This is a genomic window from Cellulomonas cellasea (genome assembly GCF_006538745.1).
In the GTDB taxonomy this organism is placed as follows: domain Bacteria; phylum Actinomycetota; class Actinomycetes; order Actinomycetales; family Cellulomonadaceae; genus Cellulomonas_A; species Cellulomonas_A cellasea.
This window is the reverse complement of the sequence record NZ_BJLR01000026.1, coordinates 60,549-84,425: the sequence shown is the minus strand read 5'-3', so window position 1 is coordinate 84,425 and position 23,877 is coordinate 60,549. Positions and strand designations below refer to the sequence as shown.

Sequence of the window (23,877 nt, the reverse complement as noted above, 5' to 3'; positions counted from 1 at the left end):
CGTGCGCACCCGCCCCGTCCTCGACAACCACGAGAGCGAGCACGCACCCATGCGCGATTCGTTGCTGAGCGTCCGCGACTTCTCCGTCGTGTACGACGTCGACCCTCCCGTCGAGGCGGTCAAGAACGTCACCCTCGAGCTCCGCCGCGGCGAGATCCTCGGGCTCGCCGGGGAGAGCGGCTGCGGCAAGACCACGCTCGCGTACGGCCTGCAGCGCCTGCTCAAGGCGCCCGCGGTCATCACGAGCGGCTCGGTGGTGTTCCACGACAGCTCGGGCGAGGACGTCGTCATCGACCGACTCGACGCCGAGCAGATGCGCCGGTTCCGCTGGGACAAGATCTCGATGGTCTTCCAGGGGGCGATGAACGCGCTGAACCCCGTGGCCACCGTCGGGTCGCAGCTCGAGGACGTCTTCGAGGTGCACCGTCCCGCGATGTCCCGGGCGGAGCGCCGCGAGGCCGTCGACGAGGTGCTCGAGATCGTCAAGGTCGGCCGGCAGCGCCGGCGCTCGTTCCCGCACGAGCTGTCGGGCGGCATGCGCCAGCGCGTGATGATCGCGATGGCGCTCGCCCTGCGCCCGCAGCTCATGGTGATGGACGAGCCGACGACCGCCCTCGACGTCCTGGTGCAGCGCGAGATCCTCCAGCAGATCTCCCAGCTGCGGCACCGGTTCGGCTTCACCGTCGTCTTCATCACGCACGACCTGCCGCTGCTGCTGGAGATCAGCGACCGCATCGCGATCATGCGCGCGGGGGAGATCGTCGAGCTCGACACCGCGGAGAACATCTGGACGAGCCCGCGGGACGCGTACACGAAGACGCTGCTGTCGTCCTTCCCCCGCCTGACCGGAGAGAGAGGAGTGGTCGCGCGATGACCGTCCTGGAGTTCGACCGCGTCACCAAGACCTACGCGGTCCGCGGCGCAGGCCACATCAAGGCGCTCGACGACGTCAGCTTCACCCTGACGTCCGGCCAGACGATCGGGCTCGTCGGCCAGTCCGGCAGCGGCAAGTCGACGATCGCGAAGATCCTCACGCAGCTCGAGACGCCGACGAGCGGGCAGGTCCGCCTCGACGGGGAGCCGATCCCGCGCCGCGGGGCCGGGCTGCGGGCCTACCGCCAGAAGCTGCGCATGGTCTTCCAGGACCCGTTCGCGTCGCTCAACCCGTACCACTCCGTGCGCTACCACCTCGAGCGCCCGCTGCGCCTCGACGACGTGGTGCCCCGGGCCGGGCTGGACGACGAGGTGCGGCGGCTGCTCGAGCGGGTGCGCCTCGACCCCGACGTGGTGATCGACCGCCGTCCGCACGAGCTGTCGGGCGGCCAGCGGCAGCGCGTCGCGATCGCCCGGGCGCTGGCCTCCCGGCCGCGCCTGCTCGTGGCCGACGAGCCGGTCTCGATGCTCGACGTCTCCATCCGCCTCGGGGTGCTCAACCTGCTCGCCGACCTGCGACGCGAGGAAGGGCTCGGCGTGCTCTACATCACGCACGACCTGGCGACCGCGCGGCACTTCAGCGACGAGATCATGGTGCTCAACCAAGGACGGGTCGTCGAGAGCGGCCCGGCCGACGACGTCATCCTCCGTCCGCAGGACCCCTACACCCGCGCCCTGCGCGCGGCGTCGCCCGACCCCGAGACGCACTTCGCCTCGGTGTCCGGCGTGGACGGGGGCGTCCGGTGACCGCCGTCCAGCCCCAGCTCCCGACCGAGGACGCCGTCGAGGCCGGCACGACGGCGACCACCGCCGTCCGGGGCCGCTCGCGCGTCCCGTGGCGGTTCCTCGCGGGACGCGCCGCGTTCTACCTGTTCACCCTCTGGGCCGCGGTCACGATCAACTTCGTCCTGCCGCGCATGATGAAGGGCGACGCGGTCAGCCAGTACCTGTCCCGCAACCGCAACGTCAGCCCGGAGGCGGCCGACGCGCTGCGCTCGCTGCTCGGCCTCGACACCGACAAGACCCTGGTGCAGCAGTACGTCGACTACTGGGTCCTGCTGCTGCGGGGCGACCTCGGCGTCTCGCTGCTGCACGGGCTGCGGCCGGTCACCGAGGTGATCAGCCAGGCGCTGCCGTGGACCGTCGGCCTCGTGGGCTTCGCGACCGTCGTCTCGTTCGCGGTCGGGACGGTCGGCGGGGCGGTCGTCGGCTGGCGCCGGGGCAGCCGGCTCGACGCGCTCATCCCCGTGACCACGTTCCTCGCCACGATCCCGTACTTCTGGCTCGGGCTCCTGGGGATCGCGCTGTTCTCGGTGAACCTCCGCTGGTTCCCCATCGGCAAGGCCTACGGCGTGGGGATGCGGCCCGAGTGGTCGGCGGAGTTCGTCGGCCAGGTCATCCACCACGGCACGCTGCCCGCGGTGACCATCGTCATCGCCTCGCTCGGCGGCTGGATGCTGGGCATGCGCAACATGATGCTCACGGTGCTCGACGAGGACTACGTCACGGTGGCGCAGGCCAAGGGTCTGCCGAACAGCCGCGTGCTCTGGCGCTACGCCGCACGCAACGCCGTGCTCCCGCAGATCCAGAGCTTCGCGCTGTCGATCGGGTTCATCGTCGGCGGCACGATCGTCATGGAGATGGTCTTCAGCTACCCCGGCGTCGGGAAGCTGCTCCTGGACGCCACCAACGCGAAGGACTACGCCCTGATGCAGGGCGTGTTCCTCGTCATCACGCTGTCCGTGCTCGTCGCCAACATCCTCGCCGACGTCGCGTACGCGTTCCTCGATCCGCGCACCCGCCAGACGGAGGCCTGAACCATGACCACCGACCTCCGCACGGAACCGGCGCCCGGCCTCCCGACCGAGCGCGCACCGCGTCCGAGGGCGTCGGCCCGCGCCCGCCTGGGCTCCGCCTTCGCGATGTTCCGCAACCGCAAGTCGATCACCGGCCTGGCGATCCTCGGGTTCTTCGTGCTCGTCGCGGTCCTCGCCGACGTCCTCGCGCCGTACTCGCCGACCAAGGTCGACAACACCGCGCGCCTGCAGCCGCCGTCGGCGGAGCACTGGCTCGGCACCACCCACCTCGGCGAGGACGTGCTCAGCCAGGTCGTGCACGGCACCCGCGGGGTGATCGTCGTCGGCTTCCTCGCCGCGATCATGGCGACGATCATCGCGGTCGTCGTCGGGGTCGTCGCGGGCTACCTGCGCGGCTGGCGCAGCGAGAGCCTCTCGGCGCTGACGAACGTCTTCCTCGTCATCCCGGGCCTGCCGCTGATCATCATCGTGGCCTCGATGTTCGACGACCCGCCGCTCGTCGTGATCGCCGCCGTGCTGGGCCTCACCGGCTGGGCGTGGGGGGCCCGGGTGCTGCGCGCGCAGACGATGTCGCTGCGCAACCGGGACTTCGTCCAGGCCGCCCGCGCGAACGGCGAGCCGCTGCGCCGCATCATCGGCCACGAGATGCTGCCCAACCTCATGGCGCTCATCGCCGCGAGCTTCGTCGGCACCGTGACCGCCGCCATCCTCGGGCTGACGACGCTCTCCTACATCGGGGTGATCCCGGTGAACACCTACAACTGGGGGACGATCCTCAACTGGGCCAGCGCCCAGGGGGCGTTCCGGCAGAACCAGTGGTGGTGGTTCCTGCCGCCGGGGCTGTGCATCGCCGCGATCGGCGTGGCGCTCTCGCTCATCAACTTCGGCATCGACGAGTACGTCAACCCGCGCCTGCGGTCGGCCGGGGAACGCGCCCGCGCGATGAAGAAGCGGGGCCTCGACGTCAACGACGCCGTGACGGCCGTGCGGACCACGCCGTCCGCCCGGGAGGACGCGTGACCGCCACCGACGTCGGCACCGCCCCGTACCTCGACCCGGCGCTGCCGGTCGACGAGCGCGTCGCCGACCTGGTCTCCCGCATGAGCGTGGAGCAGAAGGTCGGGCAGATGATGCAGCTCGACGCGCGCGAGGGCATCGACGACCAGGTGCTGGAGCGCCACGTCGGCTCGATCCTGCACGCGTCGCCCGAGCACCTCGCCCGCCAGCACGAGCTCGTCGCCCGCACGCCGCTGCGCATCCCGCTGCTGGTCGCGGAGGACTGCATCCACGGCCACTCCTTCTTCGAGGGCGCGACGATCTTCCCGACCCAGCTGGGCATGGCGGCCGCGTGGGACGCCGGGCTCGTGGAGCGGGTGGCGCGCGCGACCGCCATCGAGGCGGCCGCGACCGGCATCCACTGGACGTTCTCCCCGGTGCTCTGCATCGCCCGCGACCTGCGGTGGGGCCGCGTCGACGAGACGTTCGGCGAGGACCCGCACCTCATCGGCGAGCTCGCCTCGGCGATGGTGCGGGGGTACCAGGGCGGCGGGCTCCACGACCCCACCGCCGTGCTCGCCTCGGCGAAGCACTTCGCCGGTTACTCCGAGACGCAGGGTGGCCGGGACGCGAGCGAGGCGGACCTGTCCCACCGCAAGCTGCGCTCGTGGTTCCTGCCGCCGTTCGAGCGGGTCGCCCGGGAGGGGTGCCGCACGTTCATGCTCGGCTACCAGACCCTCGACGGCGTCCCGATCACGGTGAACGAGTGGCTGCTCACCGAGGTGCTGCGCGGCGAGTGGGGCTACACCGGCATCCTCGTCACCGACTGGGACAACGTGGGCCGCATGGTGTGGGAGCAGAAGGTGCAGCCGGACCTCGCGCACGCCGCCGCCGCCGCGGTGCGGGCCGGCAACGACATGATCATGGCCACGCCCCGGTTCTTCGAGGGCGCGCTGGAGGCCGTCGACCGCGGACTGCTCGCGGAGCCCGACCTCGACCGCGCCGTCGCCCGCATCCTCACGCTCAAGTTCGAGCTCGGGCTGTTCGAGGACCCGCGCGTGCCCGACGCGGCGCGCATCCGCGCGTGCGTGGGTGCGCCCGAGCACGCGGCGCTGAACCTCGAGGTCGCCCGCCGGTCGCTCGTGCTGCTGCGCAACGACGGCGTGCTGCCGCTCACCCCGGGCACCACGGACACCACGGGCCGCGCGGTCGGGCACGGCCCGGCCCGGCGCGTCGCGGTCCTCGGGCCGCTCGCCGACGACGCGCAGGCGCAGCTCGGCGACTGGGCAGGCAGCTCGGGCCAGGTCGACTGGATGCCGGACGGCCACCCCCGCTCGATGATCCGCACGGTGCTCGACGGGCTGCGGGCGACGGTCCCGGCGGGCTGGTCCGTCGACCACGCCCGCGGCGCCGAGATCCTCACGCTCGAGCCCGACCCCGAGGGGGACCGGTTCCCCGACGGGCAGCCGCGCTGGCCGGTCGTCGTCCCGGCGCCGGTCGACGAGGACCAGCTCGCCGCCGCGGTCGAGGCCGCGGCCGCGGCGGACGTCGCCGTCGTCGTCGTCGGTGACCGGATCGAGCTCGTCGGTGAGGCGCGCTCGACCGCCACCCTGGAGCTCGTCGGGTCGCAGGTCGCGCTGCTCGACGCCGTCGTGGCCACGGGGACGCCCACCGTGGTCGTCCTGCTGGCGTCGAAGCCGCTGGTGCTGCCTCCGTCCGTCGACCGCGCCGCCGCCCTCGTGTGGGCCGCGAACCCCGGTATGCAGGGCGGTCAGGCGCTGGCCGAGATGCTGCTCGGCGTCGTCGAGCCCGCGGGCAGGCTGCCGGTCTCGTTCGTCCGGCACGTCGGTCAGCAGCCGACGTACTACAACCAGATCCGCGGCCAGCACGGCGACCGGTACGCCGACCTCACGCAGCGGCCGGCGTTCCCCTTCGGTCACGGCCTCGGCTACAGCGAGGTCGTCTACGAGGACCTGCGGCTGGACGCCAACGAGTACACGGTCCGCGACACCGTCCGCGCCCGGGTCACCGTCCGCAACGTCGGGGAGCGCCCGGCCCACGAGGTGGTGCAGCTCTACGTGCGCGACGCCGTGGCGTCCGTGAGCTGGGCGGACCGGGAGCTCAAGGCGTACCGGCGGGTGGAGGTGCCGCCCGGCGCGGCCGAGACCGTCGAGCTCGTGCTCCCCGTCGCGGCGTGCACCGTCGTGGACGCGGCGGGGAACCGGGTCGTCGAGGCCGGGGCGTTCGAGGTGCTCGTCGGGCCGTCGTCGCAGCCGGAGGCGCTGCTGACCGCGCGCTTCGAGGCGCGGCTCTGACCGGTCTCCGGTGCCCGACGCCGCCGACGCCCGGGTGCAGGCGGGCGGCCAGGGCTGGGCGCCGGTGACGGTGGCCCCGCGCGGGGCGGTGCGACCGCCGAGGCCCCGCGGGGGTGCCGGGGGGGTCAGCGCCGGGCGCGTCCGGTGCCCGCGCCACCGAGGCGCGCGGTGGGGACGCCGAGCGGGACGACCTCGACGGTCAGCGGCAGCTCGCGCACGGAGCGACCGATGCGTGCGCGGTACCGCACGGGCGGCGTGGTCCACCGGCGGCGGGACGCGTCCCAGACCTCGAACGTGCGCCGGGGCAGCCGCACGGTCGCGGCGGTGCGGGTCCCGGACTCGGCCGTCACGGTCGTGTGCCCGGCGAGCCAGCGCTCGGGGCGGTCCAGCCCGTCGACCGGCTCCGCCTCGAGGTACACCTCGACGGTCGCCGTGCCGCGCCGCGGGCCGGTGTTGGTGACGTCGACCTCGAGGCGCACCGCGTCGGCCTCGGCGGCGAGCACCTGGTACGCGTCGTCGTACCGCCAGGTCGTCCAGCCCGGCTCCGAACCGGGCGCGGCGGGGGAGTGCGTGGTCGTCACAGGGTCTCCGATGCGGGCGTCGTCGCCGGACAGAGGCCATCGAATCACGCATTACTAACCTGTCAGTAATGACCTGGGTCACAGTATGGTGACGGTCATGTCGACACGTGCGCCACGACGCGCCCAGCGGCCCCGCGAGGAGACCGCCCGACGGCGCGAGGACATCCTGCGCGCCGCCATCACCACGTTCGGCAGCCGGGGGTACAAGAACGGCTCGCTCGCGGAGATCGCCGACCAGGTCGGCATGACGCACGCGGGCGTCCTCCACCACTTCGGGTCCAAGGACCTGCTGCTCCTCGAGATGCTCGACTTCCGCGACAAGACGGACGTCGAGCACCTCGAGGGCCAGCACATCCCGGGCGGCCTCGACCTCTTCCGGCACCTCGTGACGACCGCGCGGCTCAACGCCGACCGTGCCGGGATCGTCCAGACGTACGCGGTGCTGTCCGCGGAGTCGGTCACCGAGGGCCACCCGGCGAAGGACTGGTTCCGGCACCGGTACACCCAGCTGCGCGCCGACGTCGGGGCCGCGCTGCACGAGGTGTGCGATCCCGACGACCCGCCGGCCGACCGCGAGCTCGACGCCGCCGCCGCCGCGGTCCTCGCCGTGATGGACGGGCTGCAGGTCCAGTGGCTGCTCGACCCCGAGGCGGTCGACCTCGCGCACGCGTCGGCGTTCGCGATCGACGCGATCCTCACGGCGGCCGTCGCGGGCCGGAGCCGGCGCTCGCTGCTCTGAGCGGTCGGCCGGCTCGCGCCGTTCGTGCGAGCGGGGCGCCGGCGGCACCGCGCGGTGCCGGTCAGCGCGCGGCGCGCACCGGCAGCCGGTGGAGCTCGACGTCGTGCAGCGCGCCGTCCTGCGCCCGCGCCGTCAGGTAGGTGCACGCGGGCTGGCGCCGGCGGTCGGTCGGCGAGCCGGGGTTGAGCAGCCGGAGCCCGCGCGGCGTCGTGGTGTCCCAGGGGATGTGGCTGTGCCCGAACACCAGCACGTCGAGGTCCGGGTAGGCCGCGTCGGCGCGGGCCTCGCGCCCGGTCGAGGCGCCCGTCTCGTGCACGACCCCGACGTGCAGCCCCCCGAGCTGGACGCGGGCGACCTCCGGCAGGCGCGCCCGCAGGGCCGGCCCGTCGTTGTTGCCCCAGCAGCCGACGAGCCGCCGGGCCCGCTGCTCGAGCGCGTCGAGGAGCGTGACGTCGACCCAGTCCCCGGCGTGCAGCACGACGTCCGCCGCGTCGACCGCCGCCCACACCTCCGCCGGGAGGTCCCGCGCCCGCGTCGGCAGGTGGGTGTCGGCCAGCAGCAGGAGCCGCACGCCGGGGTCGGGGGTCAGCGGCGCTCCCGGCGGGTGTCGCCCGCGCGTCCCTGCTCGCCGTCGGCGTCCCCGCTCGACGGCCCCTTGCCCTCGGCCTCGAGCTCGGCGGCCCGGCGGCGGCGCAGCGAGCGGCCGTCCTCGACGTCCTTCTCGGCCTTCTTCGCCTTCTTGTCGCTCGCGCGCGTGTCGCGCGGCGGCAGCTGGATCGACTCCTCGGCCGCGATGCCGGCCTCGAGCTCGCGCCCGCGCTCGACCTCGGCGTCGAACTCCGCGCCGAAGAGCAGCGCGAGGTTCGTGATCCAGAGCCACAGCAGGAAGATGATCACGGTGGCGAGCGAGCCGTAGGTCTTGTCGTAGCTGCCGAAGTTCGCGACGTAGAAGCCGAAGGCCGCGGACGCCAGGGCCCACACGACGATCGCGATGAGCGCACCCGTGCTCATCCAGCGGAACTTCGGCTGCTGCACGTTCGGCGTCGCATAGTACAGGATCGCGACCACCACGATGACGATCGCGAGCAGCACGGGCCACTTCGCGATGTTCCAGATCGTCACGGCCTGGTCCCCGAGGCCGACGGCGTCCCCGATCGCCTGGGCGACGGGCCCGCTGACGGCGAGGATGAGCGCGCCGAGCGCCGTGAGGATCACGCTGATCAGAGTCACCAGCAGCATCACCGGGCGGAGCTTCCAGATCGGGCGGCCCTCGTCGATCTCGTACATGCGGTTCATCGCGCGGCTGAACGCCCCGACGTACCCCGAGGCCGACCACAGGGCGCCCGCGAGGCCGAGGACGAGGCCGAGGCCCGCGCCCTGGTTCGTCTGCAGCCCGTCGATGACGCCCTTGATCGTGTCGGTCGTCTCCGCGGGGCCGAGCCCGCCGGCGAGCTCGACGAGGGCGTCGGTCGTGCTCTTGCCCTGCCCGAACACGCCGAGCACCGAGATGAGCGCGATGAGCGCGGGGAAGATCGCGAGCACCGCGTAGTAGGTGAGCGCGGCGGCCAGGTCGGTGCACTGGTCGTGGCCGAACTCGCGCACCGTGCGTCGGAGCGAGTACTTCCAGCCCCGCTTGCTCATGTCCGTCGGGTCGTCCGGCTTGCGCGGGTCCTCCGGGTCGGGGGCCGTCTGTGCCTTCGTGGTGCTGCGGCGCTCGCTCATCGTGCGTCCCCTCGCTCCGGTGCGACTCGTCCCTCATGCTGCGTGGTCATCGGAGCTCTCCTCTCGCCCGCGGGCGGAGCGCGGCGCGCGGCCGCGGTCCCGGGCCTGCGGTGTCGTAGCACCGATCCTGCGGGGGGTGCCCGGGGTCGGCAACCGCGGCGGTGGACGACGCGGCCGGTGACAGCCGTTCCCGGGCCGCGCCCGGGCGTCCCCGAGGCACTGTGAGGGCCCTGAGAGCACCTTGCAGCGCATCGGGGCGGCTGTTTGGGTGAGGACGTGCGCTCACCGCAGCGGCGTGCGCCGAGGTCCGCGGTCACGGACGCCCCCGACCGCAGCACGTGCTCCTGAGCCACGCCGCGAGCGGTACACCGCGGACCCGCCCGGGACGACGCCCCGCGACGCCTCCGCACCGTCGTCCGACGTCCCGGGAGAGGGCCCGACATGAGTGCAGTCATCGACGTCCGCGAGCTCACCAAGTCCTTCGGCCGCGTGCGCGCGCTCGACGGTCTCGACCTGACCGTCGAGCGCGGGGAGGTGCACGGGTTCCTGGGGCCGAACGGCGCCGGGAAGTCCACCACCCTGCGGGTGCTGCTCGGCCTGCTGCGGGCCGACGGCGGGTCGGCACGCGTGCTCGGCGCAGACCCCTGGGCGGACGCCGTCGCGCTCCACCGGCGCCTCGCCTCCGTGCCCGGCGACGTGAGCCTGTGGCCCTCGCTCACGGGCGGCGAGGCGATCGACGTGCTCGCGGGGCTGCGCGGGACGGTCGACCCACGCCGGCGTGCCGAGCTGCTCGACCGGTTCGACCTCGACCCGGGCAAGAAGACCCGCGCGTACTCCAAGGGGAACCGCCAGAAGGTCGCGCTCGTCGCGGCGCTCGTGAGCGACGTCGAGCTCTACGTGCTCGACGAGCCGACCTCGGGCCTCGACCCGCTCATGGAGCTCGTGTTCCAGGAGTGCGTCGGCGAGGTCGTCGCGCGCGGCGCGACGGTGCTGCTCTCGAGCCACATCCTCGCCGAGGCCGAGCGCCTGTGCGACCGGGTCACGCTCGTCCGCGCGGGGCGTGCCGTCGAGAGCGGGACGCTCGCGCAGCTGCGCCACCTGCACCGCACCGACGTCCGGGTCGTGTGTGCGGCACCCGCGGCGCAGGTCGTGGCGCGGCTCGCAGGTGCGCCGGGCGTGCACGACGTGCGGGTCGAGGGGGACGAGGTGCGCCTCGCGGTCGACGACGGCGCGGTGTCCGCGGTGATGGCGCTGCTCGCGCAGTCCGGCATCGTCCACCTCGTCGCGGCCCCGCCCAGCCTCGAGGAGCTGTTCGTGCACCACTACGAGCCCGCCGTCGACGCGCCGAGCCGCTCCGGGGCGCGCGCGGCGTCCGGCTCGCCCGCGGCAGGTGCTCGGTGACCGCCGCGCTGGCCCGACCGGCGCCGCGCACGGGAGACGCCGCCACCCCCCGCGCCGACGCCGGCGCCGCCCGGTTGCTGCGGTTCGCGCTGCGGCGGGACCGCGTGCGGATCGCGGTCTGGGCGCTGAGCCTCGGTGGGCTCGTCGCCTACTTCGTCGTCGCGCTCCCGAGCGTCTACCCCGACGCCGCGTCGCGCCGGACGCGTGCCGCGATCATGGCCGAGCCGGCCGGGGCCTTCCTCGGCGGCCCGGGGTACGGGCTCGACGACTACACGCTCGGCGCCATGGTCGCGAACGAGATGCTCGGCATGCTCGCGGTCGCCGCGGCGCTCATGTCGGTCTTCCTCGTCGTCCGGCACACGCGTGCGGAGGAGGAGTCCGGCCGGGCCGACCTCGTGCGAGCGGGTGCGGTCGGCCGCGGGGCGCCGCTCACGGCCGCGCTCGCGGACGTCGTGGTCGCGAACCTCGTCGTCGGGACGGCGGTGGTGCTCGCGCTGCTCGGGGCCGGGCTCGCCGCGCCCGACTCGGTCGCGCTGGGCGCCGGGGTCGCCCTCGTCGGGTGGGTGTTCGGCTCGCTCGCCGGGGTCACGTCGCAGCTCGCGCAGCACGCGCGCGCGGCGTCCGGCACGGCCGGTGCGCTGCTCGGGCTCGCGTACGTGCTGCGGGGGATCGGCGACGCGCGCGAGGTCGGCGGCAGCGCGCTCTCGTGGGCCTCGCCGGTCGGCTGGGCCCAGCAGAGCCGGGCGTTCGTCGACCTGCGCTGGTGGCCGCTCGCGCTCTGCGCCGTGCTCGCGCTCACCCTCACCGCGCTCGCCCACGCGCTCGTGCGCCGCCGCGACGTCGGGGCCGGCCTGCTCGCGACGCGCCCGGGCCGGACCCGCGCCCGCGCCGCCCTCGTCTCCCCGCTCGGGCTCGCGGTGCGCCAGGGGCGTGGCGCGGTGCTCGGGTGGGCGGTCGGGCTGGCCGCGTTCGCGCTGCTCACGGGGTCGCTCGCGGAGAGCGAGGTCGCGAGCTTCGAGGCGCAGCCCGAGCTCGCCGAGATGTTCGCGGGCGGCGGCGGCGACCTCGTCCGGGCGGCGCTGTCGTCGTTCCTGTCGTTCTTCGCGATGGCCGTGGTGGTCCACGCTGTCGTCTCCGTCCACCACCTGCGGCGCGAGGAGGCCGAGGGCCGCGCCGGCGGGGTCCTCGCGTGCGGCGTGAGCCGGACCGCCTGGCTCGGGCAGCACCTGCTCGCCTCGCTCGGCGGCTCGGTGCTCCTGCTGCTCCTCACGGGGCTCGCGCTCGGCGCGGGCGCCTCCGCGTCGCTCGGCGACCGGGACCTCGTGGGCGAGCTCACGCTCGCGAGCCTCGCGTACGTGCCGGTCCTGGCGTGCTTCGCCGGGCTCGCGGTGCTCGCCTACGGGCTGCGTGCGCCCACGTGGGTCGTGTGGGTCGTGCTCGTCACCTCGATCGTCGTCGGGATCTACGGGCCCCTGCTGGACCTCCCGCAGGCCGTGCTCGACGCCGCGCCGTTCGGGCTCGTCCCCGCCGTGCCCGCCGCGCCGCTCGACGCCGCGCCGCTCGTGGCGATGGCGGTCGTCGCGCTCGTGCTGACGGCGGCGGGTGCCGCGGCCTTCCGGCGGCGCGACCTCGTCGCGTAGGCGCCGGTGGGGGACCCACGAGCGCGCGGGTCGCCCGCGGTCAGTGCTCCGGGCGCTGGTAGACGTCCGGGATGCCGTCGGCGTCGTCGTCCACGGACTCGAGCTCGTGGATCCGTCGGTACGCCCGGTTGCGGGCCCGCAGCAGCACCGTGGCGAGCAGCGACGCGAGCACCGAGCCGGCGAGCACCCCGACCTTCACGTGCTCGTCGCGCTCGCTGCCCGCGCCGAACGCGAGGTCGCCGATGAGGAGCGAGACGGTGAAGCCGATGCCGCCGAGCACCGCGACGCCGAGCACGTCGAGCCAGCTCAGCCCCTCGTCGAGCCGTGCGCGCGTGAACCGCGCGACGAGCCACGTGGTGCCGAGGATCCCGACGGCCTTCCCCACCACGAGCCCGGCGACGATCCCGAGCGCGACGCGGTCCTGCAACGACTCGGCGAGCCCGCTGAGCCCGCCGACGCCCACGCCCGCCGCGAAGAAGGCGAACACGGGGACCGCGACTCCCGCGGAGATGGGCCGGAAGCGGTGCTCGAAGTGCTCGGCGAGGCCCGGGCCCGCCTCCGGCCCACCCGCCGCGCGGCTGCGGATCACGGGGACCGCGAACCCGAGCAGCACCCCGGCGACCGTCGCGTGCACGCCCGAGGCGTGCATGAGCGCCCAGGTCGTGAAGGCGAGGGGCAGCAGGAGCCACCACGAGCGGATGCGGCGCTGGACCGCGACCGTGAACAGCGCGAGCGGCACGAGCGACGCGAGGAGCATGACGACGTCGAGCTCGCTCGTGTAGAAGATCGCGATGACCGTCACGGCCAGCAGGTCGTCGACGACGGCGAGCGTCAGCAGGAACGTGCGGAGCGCGGTGGGCAGGTGCGTGCTCACGACCGCGAGCACGGCGAGCGCGAACGCGATGTCCGTCGCGGTCGGGATCGCCCAGCCGCGCAGCGCGCCGTCGCCCGTGCCGGCGTTGAGCGCGACGTAGACCAGGGCCGGCGCGACCATCCCGCCGACGGCCGCGAGGATCGGCAGCGCCGCCCGCCGCGGGTCGCGCAGGTCGCCCGCCACGAACTCGCGCTTGAGCTCGAGCCCGACGACGAAGAAGAAGATCGCGAGCAGGCCGTCCGCGGCCCAGGTGCCGAGCGAGAGGTGCAGGTGCAGCGCCTCCGGACCGACCTCGAGGTCGCGCAGCGCGGTGTACGAGCCCGCGGCGGGCGAGTTCGCCCAGACGAGTGCCGCGACGGTCGCGACCAGCAGCAGGGCGCCGCCGACCGTCTCCTTGCGCAGGACCTCGGCGATACGGGACGCCTCGGCCCAGGAACCGCGGGTGAGCAGCGGTGAACCGGGGGAGCGCAGTGTCATGAGAAACCTCTCGGCAGGGTCGACGACGACGTTGCCGACCAGACTTCCCGGCGCACCTGACGCCCATCGTACGGGGCTCCGAGCACCCCGTACGGGTGACGGGCCGCTGTCCCCGGGCGGCTCTCCGGTGGCGGACACCTGCGGGTGTGCATAGCGTCGTCAACGTCCCCGGACGGCGTCCCACGGCGCCGAACGGGCAGCACGAAGCACCGACGCAGGCAAGTCGTCGGCGCCACCCAGGGAGGGTTCGGGTGGGTGTCCCGCATGCCGCGGAGACGTCTCCGACCCCCCAGCACACGACGGATCCCGTCGACTCGGAGGGATGACGATGACGAACGACTACGGAACTGCTCAGCCGGCAGACGGCTCGCAGGGATCGACGGCACAGGCCGTCCGCGAGGAGGCGTCGGGCGTCGCCCACAGCGCCGCGGAGAGCACGCAGCATCTCGCGCAGGAGGCGAAGAGTCAGGCCCGCGAGGTCGCCCACGAGGCGAAGAGCCAGGTCAAGGACGTCTTCGGCCAGACGCGTGCGGGGCTCGCCGACCAGGCGCGCAGCCAGCAGAGCCGCGTCGCGAGCGGCGTCCGCACCTTCGGGAGCGACCTCGGCTCGATGGCGGACAGCTCGCAGGGCGGGCTCGCCTCGGACATCGCCCGGCAGGTCGCGGGCCGGACCGACTCGATCGCGTCCTGGCTCGAGGCACGTGAGCCGGCGGACCTGCTCGACGAGGTCAAGACGTTCGCCCGGCGCAGCCCCGGCACGTTCCTCGCGATCGCCGTCGGCGCGGGCGTCCTCGCCGGGCGCCTGACGCGTGGCGCGAAGGACGCGGCCAAGGACACCACGACGGACAGCGCCTCGTACGCGGACACCACGACGCCCTACCCGGCGACGACGACCGAGTACGCCACGACGGGCACGGGCTACGGCCTGACCGACACCGCGGCGGCGACGACGACGGGCTACGAGACGAGCGGTGGCACCTACGGGACGACCGGCTCGACGTACGGCACCGGCCCGGTCTACGGGACCGAGGAGGTCGACGAGAGCACGGGTGCCCACCGCGCCCCCGGCGCCCCCTCGACAGGGCTCGGCGGCACGGCCGCGGGTGACCCGCTCGGCGGGGTCACGGTGGAGGACGGACGATGAGCGTCGACCCCAGGACCGGGATCGACCCGCGGGCCGCCGACGGCCCGACCAGCGGACCGTCGCTCGGCGAGATGCTCGGTGAGATCACGAAGGACCTCTCGACGCTCATGCGCCAGGAGGTCGCCCTCGCCAAGGCGGAGCTGACGCAGGAGGGCAAGAAGGCCGGCAAGGGCGCCGGGATGGGCGGGGGAGCGGCCGTCGCCGGCCACATGGCTCTCGTCTTCCTGTCCGTCGCCCTCTGGTGGGCCCTCGGCGACCAGATCGGCCACGGCATCTCCGCCGTGATCGTGGCGGTTATCTGGGGCATCGTCGCGGCCGTCCTGGCCGCGCGTGCCAAGGCGGAGTTCCAGAGGATCAACGGCGCCCCCCAGACCGCCGAGACCGTCAAGAAGATCCCCAACGCGCTTCAGGGACACGAGGAGAGGAACGCATGAGCAACGACCCGGACCAGATCCGAGCGGACATCGAGCGCACGCGGGCCGAGCTGAGCCAGGACGTCGACGCGTTCGGCGAGCAGGTGCGTCCCAGCAACGTCGCGCACCGCCAGGTCGAGAAGGTCAAGGGTTCCGCCCTCGGCCTCAAGGACCGCATCATGGGCTCGGCGCAGGACGCCAAGGACAAGGTGGCCGGCTCGGCGCAGGACGCCAAGGACCGCGTGAGCGGTTCCGCGCACGGCGCGACCTCGTCGGTCTCCTCGACGGCGTCGAGCGCCGCGCACGCCGTGGGGGAGACCCCGCAGCTCGTCCGGCGCCAGACCGAGGGCAACCCCCTCGCGGCCGGCCTGATCGCCTTCGGCATCGGCTGGCTCGCGTCGTCGCTGCTGCCCTCGACGCGCGTCGAGCAGCAGGCGGCGCGCCGCGTGCAGGACTCGACCTCGGGCCTCGTCGACGAGGTCAAGTTCGCCGCGCAGGACGTCGCGGAGAACCTGCGCGAGCCGGCGCAGGAGGCGGTGCAGGCCGTCAAGGACCGCGCCGCCGAGGCCGCGTCCTCGCTCAAGGACGAGGGCACCACGCAGGCCCAGGGCCTCGCGGACGAGGCCAAGGGCGCCAAGGACTCCGTGCAGGAGTCCCGCCAGCAGTACTGATCCACCAGCGGTACTGATGCACCAGCGGTACTGATCCACCAGCAGCACTGATCGACCGGCTCGACCGCCGGGCGACCAGGACATGCACCGCCGTCGGCCCCCTGCCCCCGTGGGCACGGGGCCGACGGAGGTGCGCCCCCCGGGCGGCGAGCCCGGACCGCGTCGAGACACGTGCGCGACACTCAGGCACAGCTCTGGACGGAGAACCACCATGTCGTCTCCCGCAACGGCCCGCCGGGCCCGCACGGTCAGCCAGACCCTCGCGCTCCTCATCGGGGCCGTCTACCTGCTCGTCGGCATCCTCGGCTTCTTCGTGACCGGCTTCGACGGCTTCACGGAGCACGACCACAGCCAGACGCTCCTCGGATTCGCGGTCAACCCGCTGCACAACATCGTGCACCTGCTGATCGGCGGGCTGGGGCTCGCGCTGTGGCGCACCGACTCGGGCGCCCGCACGTACGGCTGGATCCTCGCGATCGGCTACGGCGCGACGAGCATCTACGGCCTGGTCGTCGCGAACAACCCCGACGCCAACATCCTCAACATCAACGGCGCCGACAACGGCCTGCACATCGCGAGCACGCTCGCGGGCCTCGCGATCGCCCTGTGGCCGCGCCGCGACGCGACGGCGCGGCGCTGACGTGCCGCACGGCACGAGGGGTGCCCTCCAGGGCCGGCCGGTGCTCGTCCGGGCGACGGCGGCCCTGGAGCGGCTCACCGCGCTCGACGGGGCCGTCGACGCCGTGCGGCCGCTCGCCGCGCGGCTCGTCGGCGGACCCGCCCGGCGCTGGGTCCTGCACGGCCGCGGTTTCGGGCACGCCGTCCACCCGTTCCTCACCGACGTCCCGCTCGGCGCGTGGATGTCGGCGTCGATCCTCGACCTGACGCCCGGGGTCCGCGGCGGGCGCGCGGCGCAGACCCTCGTCGGCACGGGCCTGCTCGCGGCCGTCCCGACCGTCCTCACCGGGTGGGCCGAGTGGTCGGCCGCCGACCGTGAGACCCAGCGCGTCGGCGTCGTGCACGCCGGCGCGAACACGGTCTCGGTCGTGCTGTACGGCGCGTCCTGGCTCGCGCGCCGCCGCGGGAGCCACGCCGCGGGCTCGCTGCTCGCGCTCGCCGGGGGCGCCGTCAGCGGCGTCGGCGGGTACCTCGGGGGCCACATGGCGATCGCCCGCAACGCCGGCACCCGCGACCGCGCGTTCGCCCCGCCGGGCAACGGCACGGCGCACCGGGACGGCTGACGCCACCGCGCGCGGGCCGCTCGAGCCCGTGCGTGACGACGGCCGGTGCGGCGGTTGCGACGACGGCCGGTGCGGCGACGGAAGGTGCCGCGACGGCCGGTGCGGCGACGCGCGTGCCGCTCCGTCCGGCGCGGCGGGGACGCTGCGGGCGTCGTGGCACGAGTACCGTGCCCGGTGGCGGGGTCGGCCCTCCCCACGGCGGGAGGTGGCGGCGATGGACGTCCGGGAGACGAACCGCCGGGTGATCGCGCAGTTCCGGGCGGGTGGCGAGGTCGAGGGCATGCACCGCGACCGGCTCCTGCTGCTCACGACGACCGGCGCTCGCTCGGGCCGGCCGCACACCGCACCGATGATGTTCCACCGCGAGGGCGACCGGCTCCTCGTCGTCGCCTCGGCGATGGGCGCTCCCACGCACCCCCACTGGTACACCAACCTCGTTGCGCGGCCCCGCGTGCGCGTCGAGCTCGGGGACGAGGCGTTCGACGCGGTGGCGACCACGCTCACCGGCGAGGAACGCGACCGCGTCTGGTCCCGTCTCGTCGCGCTGTACCCCTTCTTCGCCGACCACGCGGCCGCGACGGCGCGCACGATCCCCGTCGTCGAGCTCACGCGGGCGTGACGCCGGCGCGCGACCGCCGATGAGTTCCGGGCACCGGACCGGTCTGCCCTGCACCAGCAGCCGACAGGTCCCGGAGGCCCCGCGTGAGCTCGATGGTGTTCGTCAACCTTCCCGTGCGTGACCTCGCGAGGTCGACCGCGTTCTTCACCGCGCTCGGGCTCGACCTCGACCCGCAGTACAGCGACGAGAAGGCGGCGTGCGTCGTCCTCGGCGCCGAGAGCTTCGTGATGCTGCTCGCCGACCCGTTCTTCGCAACCTTCACGACGAAGCCCGTCGCGGACGCCACCGCGGGGACCGAGGTCATCGTCGCGTTCTCGGTCGAGTCCCGCGCGCGCGTCGACGAGGTCGTCGAGGCGGCGGTCAGCGCGGGCGGGAGCCCGTCGACCCCGGCGATCGAGGAGGGCGGGATGTACTCGCGCTCGTTCCAGGACCCGGACGGTCACGTCTGGGAGGCGATGTTCATGGGGGCGTCCGGTGCTGCGGGCTGATCCGGTGCAGGCCGACCTGATCGAGCGTCCGGGAGGGTTGTCCCGGGACGTGACGCACTGTCAGGATCGAGAGGTCGTGGGCAGCCGCAGCCCCGACGGCGGGCGCCGAGCCCACCCCGGACGTCGAGAGGTCCCCGTCGTGACCGGTCTGGTCCCCGCAGACGCCCCCGCCGCCGCACGCACCCCCGTCGCGACGCCCGACCAGCTCGAGCTGCACCGCCGCGAGCTCACCGGGTTCTGCTACCGGATGCTCGGGTCGATCTACGACGCCGAGGACGCGGTGCAGGAGGTCATGGTGCGGGCCTGGCGCGCGCTCGACCGGTTCGACGGCCGCTCGAGCCTGCGCTCGTGACTCTACCGGATCGCGACCAACGTGTGCTTCGACTCGCTCGACGGCACGCGCCGGCGTGCGCTGCCCATGGACCTGTCACCGGCCGCCTCGCCCCCCGTCGAGGCGTCCCTCGGCGAGAAGCTCGGCGACCCCACGTGGCTGGGCCCGGCCCCCGACGAGCGCGTGCTCCCCGAGTCGGGCGACCCCGCCGACGTCGCGGTGGCCCGCGAGTCCGTGCGGCTCGCGTTCGTGGCCGCGCTGCAGGAGCTCCCGCCGCGCCAGCGTGCGGTGCTCATCCTGCGCGAGGTGCTGCGCTGGCGTGCCGAGGAGGTCGCGACGCTGCTCGGTTCGACGGTCGCGTCGGTCAACAGCGCGCTGCAGCGGGCCCGGGCGACGCTCGCGAACGGCGCCGCGGAGCGCGGGGCCAGCGCGCCCGACCCGCTCGACCCGGAGCACGCGGCGCTCCTCGACCAGTACGTCACGGCGTTCGAGGCCTATGACATCGAGGCGCTCGTGCGCCTCCTGCACGCCGACGCGACCCAGTCGATGCCGCCGTGGGCCCTGTGGCTCAGCGGGCCGGTCGACATCGGCCTGTGGCACCTCGGCCCGGGCGGGGGCTGCCGTGGGTCGCGCCTCGTGCGGGTCGACGCGAACGGGTCGCCGGCGTTCGCCCAGTACAAGCCGAGCGCCGTCGCCGGGCGGCTCGAGCCCTGGGCGATCCACGTCCTCGAGATCCAGGACGACCGCATCTCGAGCATCACGAACTTCGTCGACCCCCGGCTGTTCACGGCCTTCGGACTGCCCGACCACCTCGACGTGGCGGACGCTCCGGCCTGAGCCGGTCGTCGCGCGCGTTCCCGCCCGGGGCCGGGGCGTCCGGCCGACCCGGCGTGCCTGGGCGCGGACGCCGCGGTCCCGGGAGCCGCCCGGTTCAGCCGTTCCCGCGACCGGCCGGCCGGCGGATCGGCGCCACGACGGTCTCGACGCGCAGCACGTCGACGAGCCCCGCGAAGCGCAGGAGCTCGACCAGCTCGTCGCTCGCGCCGCACAGCACAGTGGACCGCCCGGCGCGCAGCGCGTCGAGCTGCGCGCGCGCGAGGGCGTCGACGCTCGCCAGGTTCGCTGGGAGCCCGCTCGCGTCGCGCGCGGCGGTGCGCGCGGCGACGGCAAGCATCAACCGGACGCGCGAGCACACGGCCGGCTCGCGTCGTGTCGGTGCGGTCTCGTCGGGCATGCGCGCCTCCAGGTCGGTCTGGAGGGGAGACCGACCCGCCGCGCCGGACTCATCGGTCGGGGCGCGCCGATCGACGTGTGCCGAAGGTCAGAGACGCTCGAGCTTGGAGCTCGCGAGGGAGACGCGACGGCGGTCACCACCGCCGAAGTCGACGATCACGTCGCTCTCGCCTGAGAGCGCAACCACGCGGCCGAGGCCGTGGCGCTCGTGCGAGACGCGCTCACCCACGGGGATGCGCTCGAAGACCGCTGCCGCTGCCGCGCGTTCGCGGGCGGCGTTGAAGGGACTGTTGGGGAGGTGCCGGCGGGGACCGGTCTGCTGGGGGGCCACCCCTCGATCATCCTCCTGTTCCGCCCTGAGCGGAACCACCGCCCCCCGCTTGCCGTACGGGAGTCCGTCCTCGCTCTGCCTCGCGGGCGGACGCGGGTGGCACGATGGGCCGATGAGCGCGTCCGCGGTGCCCGCACCGACCACCGCGGCCGTCCCCGGCACCGGGGTCGGTGCAGCCGTCGGTGCGGCCCTCGACGCGAGCCCCGGCCCGGTCGACGGGCGCGCCGCGACCTACCGGCCCGCGGCCCCCGTCGACCTGGTCCAGACGCTCCAGCGGCTCGCGCACGGGCGCTTCGACCCGACGCAGCAGCGCACGCCGGACGGCGCGCTGTGGCGCACGACCCGCCCGCCGTCCGGGCCGGCGACGCTGCGCCTCGCCCAGCGCGGACCGCACCAGGTCGACGCGCTCGCCTGGGGCCCGGGCGCGGAGGAGGCCCTGGCGTCGGTGCCGGAGCTGCTCGGGGACCGCGACGACCCGTCGTCGTTCACGCCGTTGCGCGCCGACCTGCACGACGCCCACCGCCGGCACCCGGGCCTGCGCGTGCCGCGCACGGGGCGCGTGCTCGAGGCGCTCGTCCCGGCGGTGCTCGAGCAGCGCGTCATCGCGAGCACCGCGTTCAGCGCGTGGCGGTGGCTGCTTGACCGGCACGGGTCACCGGCCCCCGGCCCGGCACCCGTCGGGATGCGGGTCGTGCCCGACGCGCACGGCTGGCTCGGCGTGCCCGAGTGGGACTTCCACCGCGCGGGCGTCGACCCCCGGCGCGCCCGCACCGTCCTGGCGTGCGCGCGGGTCGCCGGCCGCCTCGAGGAGGCCACCACGATGGCGCCCGACGACGCGGCGCGGCGCCTCCAGGCCGTCCCGGGGGTCGGCGTGTGGACCGCGGCGGAGGTCGCGCAGCGCGCGCTCGGCGACGCCGACGCGGTGTCGGTCGGCGACTACCACCTCGCGAAGGGCGTGGGCTGGGCGCTCGTGGGCCGGCGGGTCGACGACGCGACGATGCTCGAGCTCCTCGCGCCGTGGCGCCCGCACCGGTACCGGGTAATCCGGCTCCTCGAGCTCACGGGCCGCGCGTTCGCGCCCCGACGCGGGCCCTGGCTCACGGTGCAGGACCACCGTCGCGGCTGACCACCACCGCGCATCGGATGCGGGGCCGCCCGGCCGGTGGCACCGTGAGGGGCATGAGCGAGAACACGGAGAGCACCCGCGACCAGACGCCCGTGAACGAGTCGGAGAAGCCGTACGACCCCGACACGGACACCGACACCGACCCGGACAACCTGAACCCGCGCGACACGACGTCGGACGTGGGCGGGGAGTACGCCGACCCCGACGCGGACCCGAGCAACCTCAACCCGCGCGACCCGGGCACGGTCTGACGCACCTCGGGAGCGCACGCGAAGGGCCCGGCAGGACGACCTGCCGGGCTCTCGTGCGTCTGGCTGGGTCAGCCGCGGTAGACCCAGTGCCAGGGCTCGCGGGGGGTGTCCTCGACGAACCCGAAGCGCCCGCCGTTCGCCCGCATCCAGGCCTGAGCCGTGGCGTCGAGCTTGAGGTCGACCGCGAGGCCCCAGCCGTGCGGGCTGGTGCCGGGCTTCGCGGCGAGACCGCCCTGCGAGTACAGACCCTTGCGCTGCGCGACGTCGACCTGCGCGTCGAACGAGCGGTACGAGTCGGTGATGCCGATCGTCACGCCGTCGCGCGCGGCCGCGGCGAGCACGTCCTCGAGCGCCCCGGCGGCGGGGGCCCACAGCTTGTGGCCCGTCGACCCCACGGGCTCGAGCGCGTCGGCGGGGACGCGGCCGTTGCCGTACGGGGCGAGGTCGGCCGGGACGCCGTCCACGAAGACCGCCGCGGGCTTGATCGGCGCCGCGGGGGCCGGGGCGGGGGCGCTCCGGGCGACCGCCTGGTCGAGCACCGCGCCGAACGCGGTCGCCGACGCCGGGTTGGCCGCGGGTTTCGGCGCGGGCGGGGCGAGCGTCGCGACGGTCGCCTGGATGGCCGCCATGCGCTGCGTGATCGCGGTGATGCCGTCCATGCGTCTCCTCGTCCGGCGTGGTCGGGGACCCGATCGGCGGGACCGGCGCCCATGTGAGGGGTCGGCGACCGGCTGCTGTGCGGGCGCGCGGGGGTGCAGGCCTGCAGCGTGCGGGCAGACTGGGTCCGTGCGCGTCGAGCCGGTGACCCCCGACGCGCTCGTCGCCCACGTCGTCGGGCTCCTCGCCGGCCGCGACCGCAGCCGCCACGTGCGGGTCCTGGTCGACGGCCCGCCGCCGGCTCGGGCCGAGGTCCTCGCCGACGCGCTCGTCGACCCGCTGCGTGCGGCGGGTCGGCCCGTCGTGCGGGTGCGGGCGCGCGACTTCCTGCGGGCCGCGTCGGTCCGGCTCGAGCACGGGCGCGAGGACGAGCTCGCGCTGTACGACGACTGGGTCGACCTCGGTGCGCTCGACCGCGAGGTGCTCGGGCCGCTCGGCCCGCACGGGTCGGGGGAGTACCTGCCGAGCCTGCGCGACCCCGTGCGCGACCGGTCCACGCGTGCCCGGCGCGAGCTGGCCGACGCGGGGACGGTGCTCGTGCTCGACGGGAGCCTGCTCGCGGGGCGCGGGCTCGACGTGGACGTCACGGTGCACCTCGCGCTGCGCACCGCGACGCTCGAGCGCCGGACGCCGCCCGAGGAGCGGTGGACGCTGCCGGCGTACGCCCGGCACATGAGCGAGTGCGACCCCGAGGCGACCGCGGACGTCGTCGTGCGCGTCGACGACCCCCGGCACCCGGCGCTCGTGCACCGCTGAGGACCGCGCGGGCCCTCAGCGGGCGAGCGCCTCGACGATGGTGCCGTAGAGCCGCGGGGACGAGCGGGCGACGGGGACGATCGCTCCGCGCGCCGGGGAGGTGGCCCAGGCGACGAGGCCGGTCGTGAGCACGCGGTAGCCCCGGGTCGCCTGCGCCCAGGACCGCTCGTAGGCCGCAGGGTCGTCCAGGTGGCGCACCGCCGCGGCGGCCTGGGCGAGGCCGACGCGCAGCCCCTCGCCCGTGAGCGCGTCGACGTAGCCGGACGCGTCGCCCACGAGCCGCACGGCGCCGCTCGTGCGCCGCAGCGTGCGCTGGCGCAACGGGCCCGCGCCGCGCACCGGCCCGGCGGGCTCGGCACCCGCGAGCCGCTCGACGAGCTCGGGGAACGTGGCGAGCGCGGTCGCGAAGTCCACCCCGGCGGGCCCGAGCAGCGCGACGCCCACCAGGTCGTCGCTCACCGGGGTCACGTACGCCTCGACGGCACGCCCCCAGTGCACCTCGACGAGGTCGGTCCACGCCGCGACGTGGAAGTGCCGGCGCAGGCCGAACCGGCGGACCGGGGCGCGGGCGCCCGACCGGCGCGGCTCGACCTCGAGCCCGGTGAGCCGCCGCACCGTCGAGTGCAGGCCGTCGCACGCGAGCAGCCGCCGCGCCCGCAGGCCCGCGACCTCGACGCCGTCCGCCGCCTGCTCGACGTGGTCCACGCGCGCGGTGACCCGGCGCGCGCCGAGCTCGTCGGCCCGCTCGCGCAGCGCGTCGTGCAGGGTCGTGCGGCGCACCCCGCGGCCCGGCGTGCCGCGGAAGCGGTGGTCCGCGTGGTGGGCGCCGCGCCGGTAGCTGATGCCCGCGAGCGCGTGCCCGGGCGGGTCGACCCCGAGCCGTCCGAGCGCGGCGAGCGCGCCCGGCATGAGGCCCTCACCACAGGCCTTGTCGACCGAGCCGGTGCGGGGCTCGACGACCACGACGTCCAGGCCGGCGAGCCGCGACTCGATCGCGCACGCGAGCCCGACGGGCCCGCCTCCGACGACCACGACGTCGGCGTCGAGCGGCGTGCTCACGCGCGGTCGGGCCGGCGCGCGGCCGGGTCGGTGCCGACGCGTCCGGTGGGGGCACCCGCCCC

28 protein-coding genes are annotated in these 23,877 nt (G+C 74.9%); 20 read left to right on the top strand and 8 right to left on the bottom strand.

Annotated features, from left to right (window positions below):
* Positions 1 to 49: 49 nt before the first annotated feature.
* Genes CCE01nite_RS14390 through CCE01nite_RS14370 form a run of 5 tightly spaced genes read left to right on the top strand, consistent with a single transcriptional unit; the run spans position 50 to position 6,061 of the window.
* Positions 50 to 874, top strand: coding sequence for an ABC transporter ATP-binding protein (locus CCE01nite_RS14390; protein WP_034625591.1), 825 nt, complete (start codon positions 50 to 52; stop codon positions 872 to 874).
* A complete protein-coding gene (locus tag CCE01nite_RS14385; protein WP_034625500.1) occupies positions 871 to 1,680 on the top strand; it encodes an ABC transporter ATP-binding protein in 810 nt (269 codons plus the stop codon). The genes CCE01nite_RS14390 and CCE01nite_RS14385 overlap by 4 nt, the downstream gene beginning before the upstream one ends.
* A complete protein-coding gene (locus CCE01nite_RS14380; protein WP_034625496.1) occupies positions 1,677 to 2,750 on the top strand; it encodes an ABC transporter permease in 1,074 nt (357 codons plus the stop codon). The genes CCE01nite_RS14385 and CCE01nite_RS14380 overlap by 4 nt, the downstream gene beginning before the upstream one ends.
* 3 nt (positions 2,751 to 2,753) lie before the next feature.
* Positions 2,754 to 3,770, top strand: a complete 1,017-nt coding sequence (locus CCE01nite_RS14375; RefSeq protein WP_052103524.1) for an ABC transporter permease — start codon at positions 2,754 to 2,756, stop codon at positions 3,768 to 3,770.
* Positions 3,767 to 6,061, top strand: coding sequence for an exo-beta-d-1,3/1,6-glucosidase (locus tag CCE01nite_RS14370; RefSeq protein ID WP_034625492.1), 2,295 nt, complete (start codon positions 3,767 to 3,769; stop codon positions 6,059 to 6,061). Before CCE01nite_RS14375 ends, CCE01nite_RS14370 begins: the two co-directional genes overlap by 4 nt.
* Before the next feature lie 125 nt (positions 6,062 to 6,186).
* Here CCE01nite_RS14370 and CCE01nite_RS14365 read toward each other — a convergent pair whose 3' ends face one another.
* Positions 6,187 to 6,642 (bottom strand): fibronectin type III-like domain-contianing protein, encoded by a 456-nt coding sequence (locus CCE01nite_RS14365; protein ID WP_034625488.1) that lies wholly within the window; start codon positions 6,640 to 6,642, stop codon positions 6,187 to 6,189.
* 97 nt (positions 6,643 to 6,739) lie between these two features.
* Between CCE01nite_RS14365 and CCE01nite_RS14360 the strand changes: the two genes are divergently transcribed.
* Positions 6,740 to 7,381, top strand: coding sequence for a TetR/AcrR family transcriptional regulator (locus tag CCE01nite_RS14360; RefSeq protein WP_034625585.1), 642 nt, complete (start codon positions 6,740 to 6,742; stop codon positions 7,379 to 7,381).
* 61 nt (positions 7,382 to 7,442) lie between these two features.
* Here CCE01nite_RS14360 and CCE01nite_RS22190 read toward each other — a convergent pair whose 3' ends face one another.
* Positions 7,443 to 7,952: a metallophosphoesterase family protein gene (locus CCE01nite_RS22190; protein ID WP_034625485.1), complete on the bottom strand. Its 510-nt coding sequence runs from the start codon at positions 7,950 to 7,952 to the stop codon at positions 7,443 to 7,445.
* Between the two features lie 14 nt (positions 7,953 to 7,966).
* Entirely contained in the window at positions 7,967 to 9,103 is a 1,137-nt protein-coding gene (locus tag CCE01nite_RS22185; RefSeq protein WP_246056570.1) for a YihY/virulence factor BrkB family protein, read from the bottom strand.
* 441 nt (positions 9,104 to 9,544) lie between these two features.
* Here CCE01nite_RS22185 and CCE01nite_RS14345 point away from each other — a divergent pair, with 441 nt between their 5' ends.
* Positions 9,545 to 10,504 carry an ABC transporter ATP-binding protein gene (locus CCE01nite_RS14345; RefSeq protein ID WP_034625482.1) on the top strand — a complete coding sequence of 320 codons (960 nt, stop codon included), beginning with the start codon at positions 9,545 to 9,547 and terminating at the stop codon, positions 10,502 to 10,504.
* Positions 10,501 to 12,144 carry an ABC transporter permease gene (locus CCE01nite_RS14340; RefSeq protein WP_034625479.1) on the top strand — a complete coding sequence of 548 codons (1,644 nt, stop codon included), beginning with the start codon at positions 10,501 to 10,503 and terminating at the stop codon, positions 12,142 to 12,144. The genes CCE01nite_RS14345 and CCE01nite_RS14340 overlap by 4 nt, the downstream gene beginning before the upstream one ends.
* A 40-nt stretch (positions 12,145 to 12,184) precedes the next feature.
* On the opposite strand, the gene nhaA is transcribed toward CCE01nite_RS14340, so the two are convergent.
* Positions 12,185 to 13,495, bottom strand: a complete 1,311-nt coding sequence (gene nhaA, locus CCE01nite_RS14335) for a Na+/H+ antiporter NhaA (RefSeq protein ID WP_034625475.1) — start codon at positions 13,493 to 13,495, stop codon at positions 12,185 to 12,187.
* Positions 13,496 to 13,817: 322 nt separating this feature from the next.
* Here nhaA and CCE01nite_RS14330 point away from each other — a divergent pair, with 322 nt between their 5' ends.
* From CCE01nite_RS14330 to CCE01nite_RS14295, 9 genes are all read left to right on the top strand, one after another.
* Positions 13,818 to 14,639, top strand: a complete 822-nt coding sequence (locus CCE01nite_RS14330; RefSeq protein WP_052103522.1) for a hypothetical protein — start codon at positions 13,818 to 13,820, stop codon at positions 14,637 to 14,639.
* Positions 14,636 to 15,073, top strand: coding sequence for a phage holin family protein (locus CCE01nite_RS14325; RefSeq protein ID WP_084142467.1), 438 nt, complete (start codon positions 14,636 to 14,638; stop codon positions 15,071 to 15,073). The genes CCE01nite_RS14330 and CCE01nite_RS14325 overlap by 4 nt, the downstream gene beginning before the upstream one ends.
* Positions 15,070 to 15,723, top strand: coding sequence for a DUF3618 domain-containing protein (locus CCE01nite_RS14320; protein WP_034625473.1), 654 nt, complete (start codon positions 15,070 to 15,072; stop codon positions 15,721 to 15,723). The genes CCE01nite_RS14325 and CCE01nite_RS14320 overlap by 4 nt, the downstream gene beginning before the upstream one ends.
* Before the next feature lie 211 nt (positions 15,724 to 15,934).
* Positions 15,935 to 16,363 (top strand): DUF4383 domain-containing protein, encoded by a 429-nt coding sequence (locus tag CCE01nite_RS14315; RefSeq protein ID WP_034625471.1) that lies wholly within the window; start codon positions 15,935 to 15,937, stop codon positions 16,361 to 16,363.
* 40 nt (positions 16,364 to 16,403) lie between these two features.
* On the top strand, positions 16,404 to 16,964 hold the full coding sequence (locus CCE01nite_RS14310; RefSeq protein WP_141372613.1) for a DUF2231 domain-containing protein: 561 nt from the start codon (positions 16,404 to 16,406) through the stop codon (positions 16,962 to 16,964).
* Between the two features lie 214 nt (positions 16,965 to 17,178).
* Entirely contained in the window at positions 17,179 to 17,583 is a 405-nt protein-coding gene (locus tag CCE01nite_RS14305) for a nitroreductase/quinone reductase family protein (protein WP_034625469.1), read from the top strand.
* 92 nt (positions 17,584 to 17,675) lie between these two features.
* Positions 17,676 to 18,071, top strand: a complete 396-nt coding sequence (locus tag CCE01nite_RS14300) for a VOC family protein (protein WP_246056576.1) — start codon at positions 17,676 to 17,678, stop codon at positions 18,069 to 18,071.
* 139 nt (positions 18,072 to 18,210) lie between these two features.
* Complete coding sequence (locus tag CCE01nite_RS22180) at positions 18,211 to 18,423, top strand: sigma factor (RefSeq protein WP_246056569.1); 213 nt, start codon at positions 18,211 to 18,213, stop codon at positions 18,421 to 18,423.
* 9 nt (positions 18,424 to 18,432) lie between these two features.
* The gene (locus CCE01nite_RS14295) at positions 18,433 to 19,239 is read left to right on the top strand and encodes an RNA polymerase subunit sigma-70 (RefSeq protein ID WP_281282398.1); all 807 of its coding nucleotides are present in this window, start codon (positions 18,433 to 18,435) and stop codon (positions 19,237 to 19,239) included.
* A gap of 94 nt (positions 19,240 to 19,333) precedes the next feature.
* Here the strand turns inward: CCE01nite_RS14295 and CCE01nite_RS14290 are convergent, their stop codons facing one another.
* Both CCE01nite_RS14290 and CCE01nite_RS14285 read right to left on the bottom strand, forming a co-directional pair.
* A complete protein-coding gene (locus CCE01nite_RS14290) occupies positions 19,334 to 19,636 on the bottom strand; it encodes a hypothetical protein (RefSeq protein ID WP_034625462.1) in 303 nt (100 codons plus the stop codon).
* Positions 19,637 to 19,723: 87 nt separating this feature from the next.
* Entirely contained in the window at positions 19,724 to 19,966 is a 243-nt protein-coding gene (locus CCE01nite_RS14285; protein ID WP_034625562.1) for a hypothetical protein, read from the bottom strand.
* 112 nt (positions 19,967 to 20,078) lie between these two features.
* On the opposite strand from CCE01nite_RS14285, the gene CCE01nite_RS14280 reads away from it, so the two are divergent.
* Both CCE01nite_RS14280 and CCE01nite_RS14275 read left to right on the top strand, forming a co-directional pair.
* Positions 20,079 to 21,092: a DNA-3-methyladenine glycosylase family protein gene (locus CCE01nite_RS14280; protein ID WP_246056565.1), complete on the top strand. Its 1,014-nt coding sequence runs from the start codon at positions 20,079 to 20,081 to the stop codon at positions 21,090 to 21,092.
* A 53-nt stretch (positions 21,093 to 21,145) separates the two neighbouring features.
* Complete coding sequence (locus tag CCE01nite_RS14275) at positions 21,146 to 21,343, top strand: hypothetical protein (protein ID WP_034625460.1); 198 nt, start codon at positions 21,146 to 21,148, stop codon at positions 21,341 to 21,343.
* Positions 21,344 to 21,411: 68 nt separating this feature from the next.
* On the opposite strand, the gene CCE01nite_RS14270 is transcribed toward CCE01nite_RS14275, so the two are convergent.
* The gene (locus tag CCE01nite_RS14270; protein WP_034625457.1) at positions 21,412 to 22,002 is read right to left on the bottom strand and encodes a M15 family metallopeptidase; all 591 of its coding nucleotides are present in this window, start codon (positions 22,000 to 22,002) and stop codon (positions 21,412 to 21,414) included.
* A gap of 127 nt (positions 22,003 to 22,129) precedes the next feature.
* Here CCE01nite_RS14270 and CCE01nite_RS14265 point away from each other — a divergent pair, with 127 nt between their 5' ends.
* Positions 22,130 to 22,756 (top strand): nucleoside/nucleotide kinase family protein, encoded by a 627-nt coding sequence (locus CCE01nite_RS14265; protein ID WP_034625453.1) that lies wholly within the window; start codon positions 22,130 to 22,132, stop codon positions 22,754 to 22,756.
* A gap of 15 nt (positions 22,757 to 22,771) precedes the next feature.
* Here CCE01nite_RS14265 and CCE01nite_RS14260 read toward each other — a convergent pair whose 3' ends face one another.
* Positions 22,772 to 23,815, bottom strand: coding sequence for an NAD(P)/FAD-dependent oxidoreductase (locus CCE01nite_RS14260; protein WP_034625449.1), 1,044 nt, complete (start codon positions 23,813 to 23,815; stop codon positions 22,772 to 22,774).
* Between the last annotated feature and the right edge of the window lie 62 nt (positions 23,816 to 23,877).

What these genes read in the sequence shown, in the direction of transcription:
- CCE01nite_RS14385 (WP_034625500.1), top strand. Translation starts at nt 871, where the DNA reads ATGACCGTCCTGGAGTTCGACCGCGTCACCAAGACCTACGCGGTCCGC.
- CCE01nite_RS14300 (WP_246056576.1), top strand. Translation starts at nt 17,676, where the DNA reads ATGGTGTTCGTCAACCTTCCCGTGCGTGACCTCGCGAGGTCGACCGCG.
- CCE01nite_RS14330 (WP_052103522.1), top strand. Translation starts at nt 13,818, where the DNA reads ATGACGATGACGAACGACTACGGAACTGCTCAGCCGGCAGACGGCTCG.
- nhaA (WP_034625475.1), bottom strand. Translation starts at nt 13,495, where the DNA reads ATGACACTGCGCTCCCCCGGTTCACCGCTGCTCACCCGCGGTTCCTGG.
- CCE01nite_RS22185 (WP_246056570.1), bottom strand. Translation starts at nt 9,103, where the DNA reads ATGAGCGAGCGCCGCAGCACCACGAAGGCACAGACGGCCCCCGACCCG.
- CCE01nite_RS14345 (WP_034625482.1), top strand. Translation starts at nt 9,545, where the DNA reads ATGAGTGCAGTCATCGACGTCCGCGAGCTCACCAAGTCCTTCGGCCGC.
- CCE01nite_RS14375 (WP_052103524.1), top strand. Translation starts at nt 2,754, where the DNA reads ATGACCACCGACCTCCGCACGGAACCGGCGCCCGGCCTCCCGACCGAG.
- CCE01nite_RS14270 (WP_034625457.1), bottom strand. Translation starts at nt 22,002, where the DNA reads ATGGACGGCATCACCGCGATCACGCAGCGCATGGCGGCCATCCAGGCG.
- CCE01nite_RS14320 (WP_034625473.1), top strand. Translation starts at nt 15,070, where the DNA reads ATGAGCAACGACCCGGACCAGATCCGAGCGGACATCGAGCGCACGCGG.
- CCE01nite_RS14325 (WP_084142467.1), top strand. Translation starts at nt 14,636, where the DNA reads ATGAGCGTCGACCCCAGGACCGGGATCGACCCGCGGGCCGCCGACGGC.
- CCE01nite_RS14390 (WP_034625591.1), top strand. Translation starts at nt 50, where the DNA reads ATGCGCGATTCGTTGCTGAGCGTCCGCGACTTCTCCGTCGTGTACGAC.
- CCE01nite_RS14305 (WP_034625469.1), top strand. Translation starts at nt 17,179, where the DNA reads ATGGACGTCCGGGAGACGAACCGCCGGGTGATCGCGCAGTTCCGGGCG.
- CCE01nite_RS14280 (WP_246056565.1), top strand. Translation starts at nt 20,079, where the DNA reads ATGAGCGCGTCCGCGGTGCCCGCACCGACCACCGCGGCCGTCCCCGGC.
- CCE01nite_RS14360 (WP_034625585.1), top strand. Translation starts at nt 6,740, where the DNA reads ATGTCGACACGTGCGCCACGACGCGCCCAGCGGCCCCGCGAGGAGACC.
- CCE01nite_RS14315 (WP_034625471.1), top strand. Translation starts at nt 15,935, where the DNA reads ATGTCGTCTCCCGCAACGGCCCGCCGGGCCCGCACGGTCAGCCAGACC.
- CCE01nite_RS14275 (WP_034625460.1), top strand. Translation starts at nt 21,146, where the DNA reads ATGAGCGAGAACACGGAGAGCACCCGCGACCAGACGCCCGTGAACGAG.
- CCE01nite_RS14290 (WP_034625462.1), bottom strand. Translation starts at nt 19,636, where the DNA reads ATGCCCGACGAGACCGCACCGACACGACGCGAGCCGGCCGTGTGCTCG.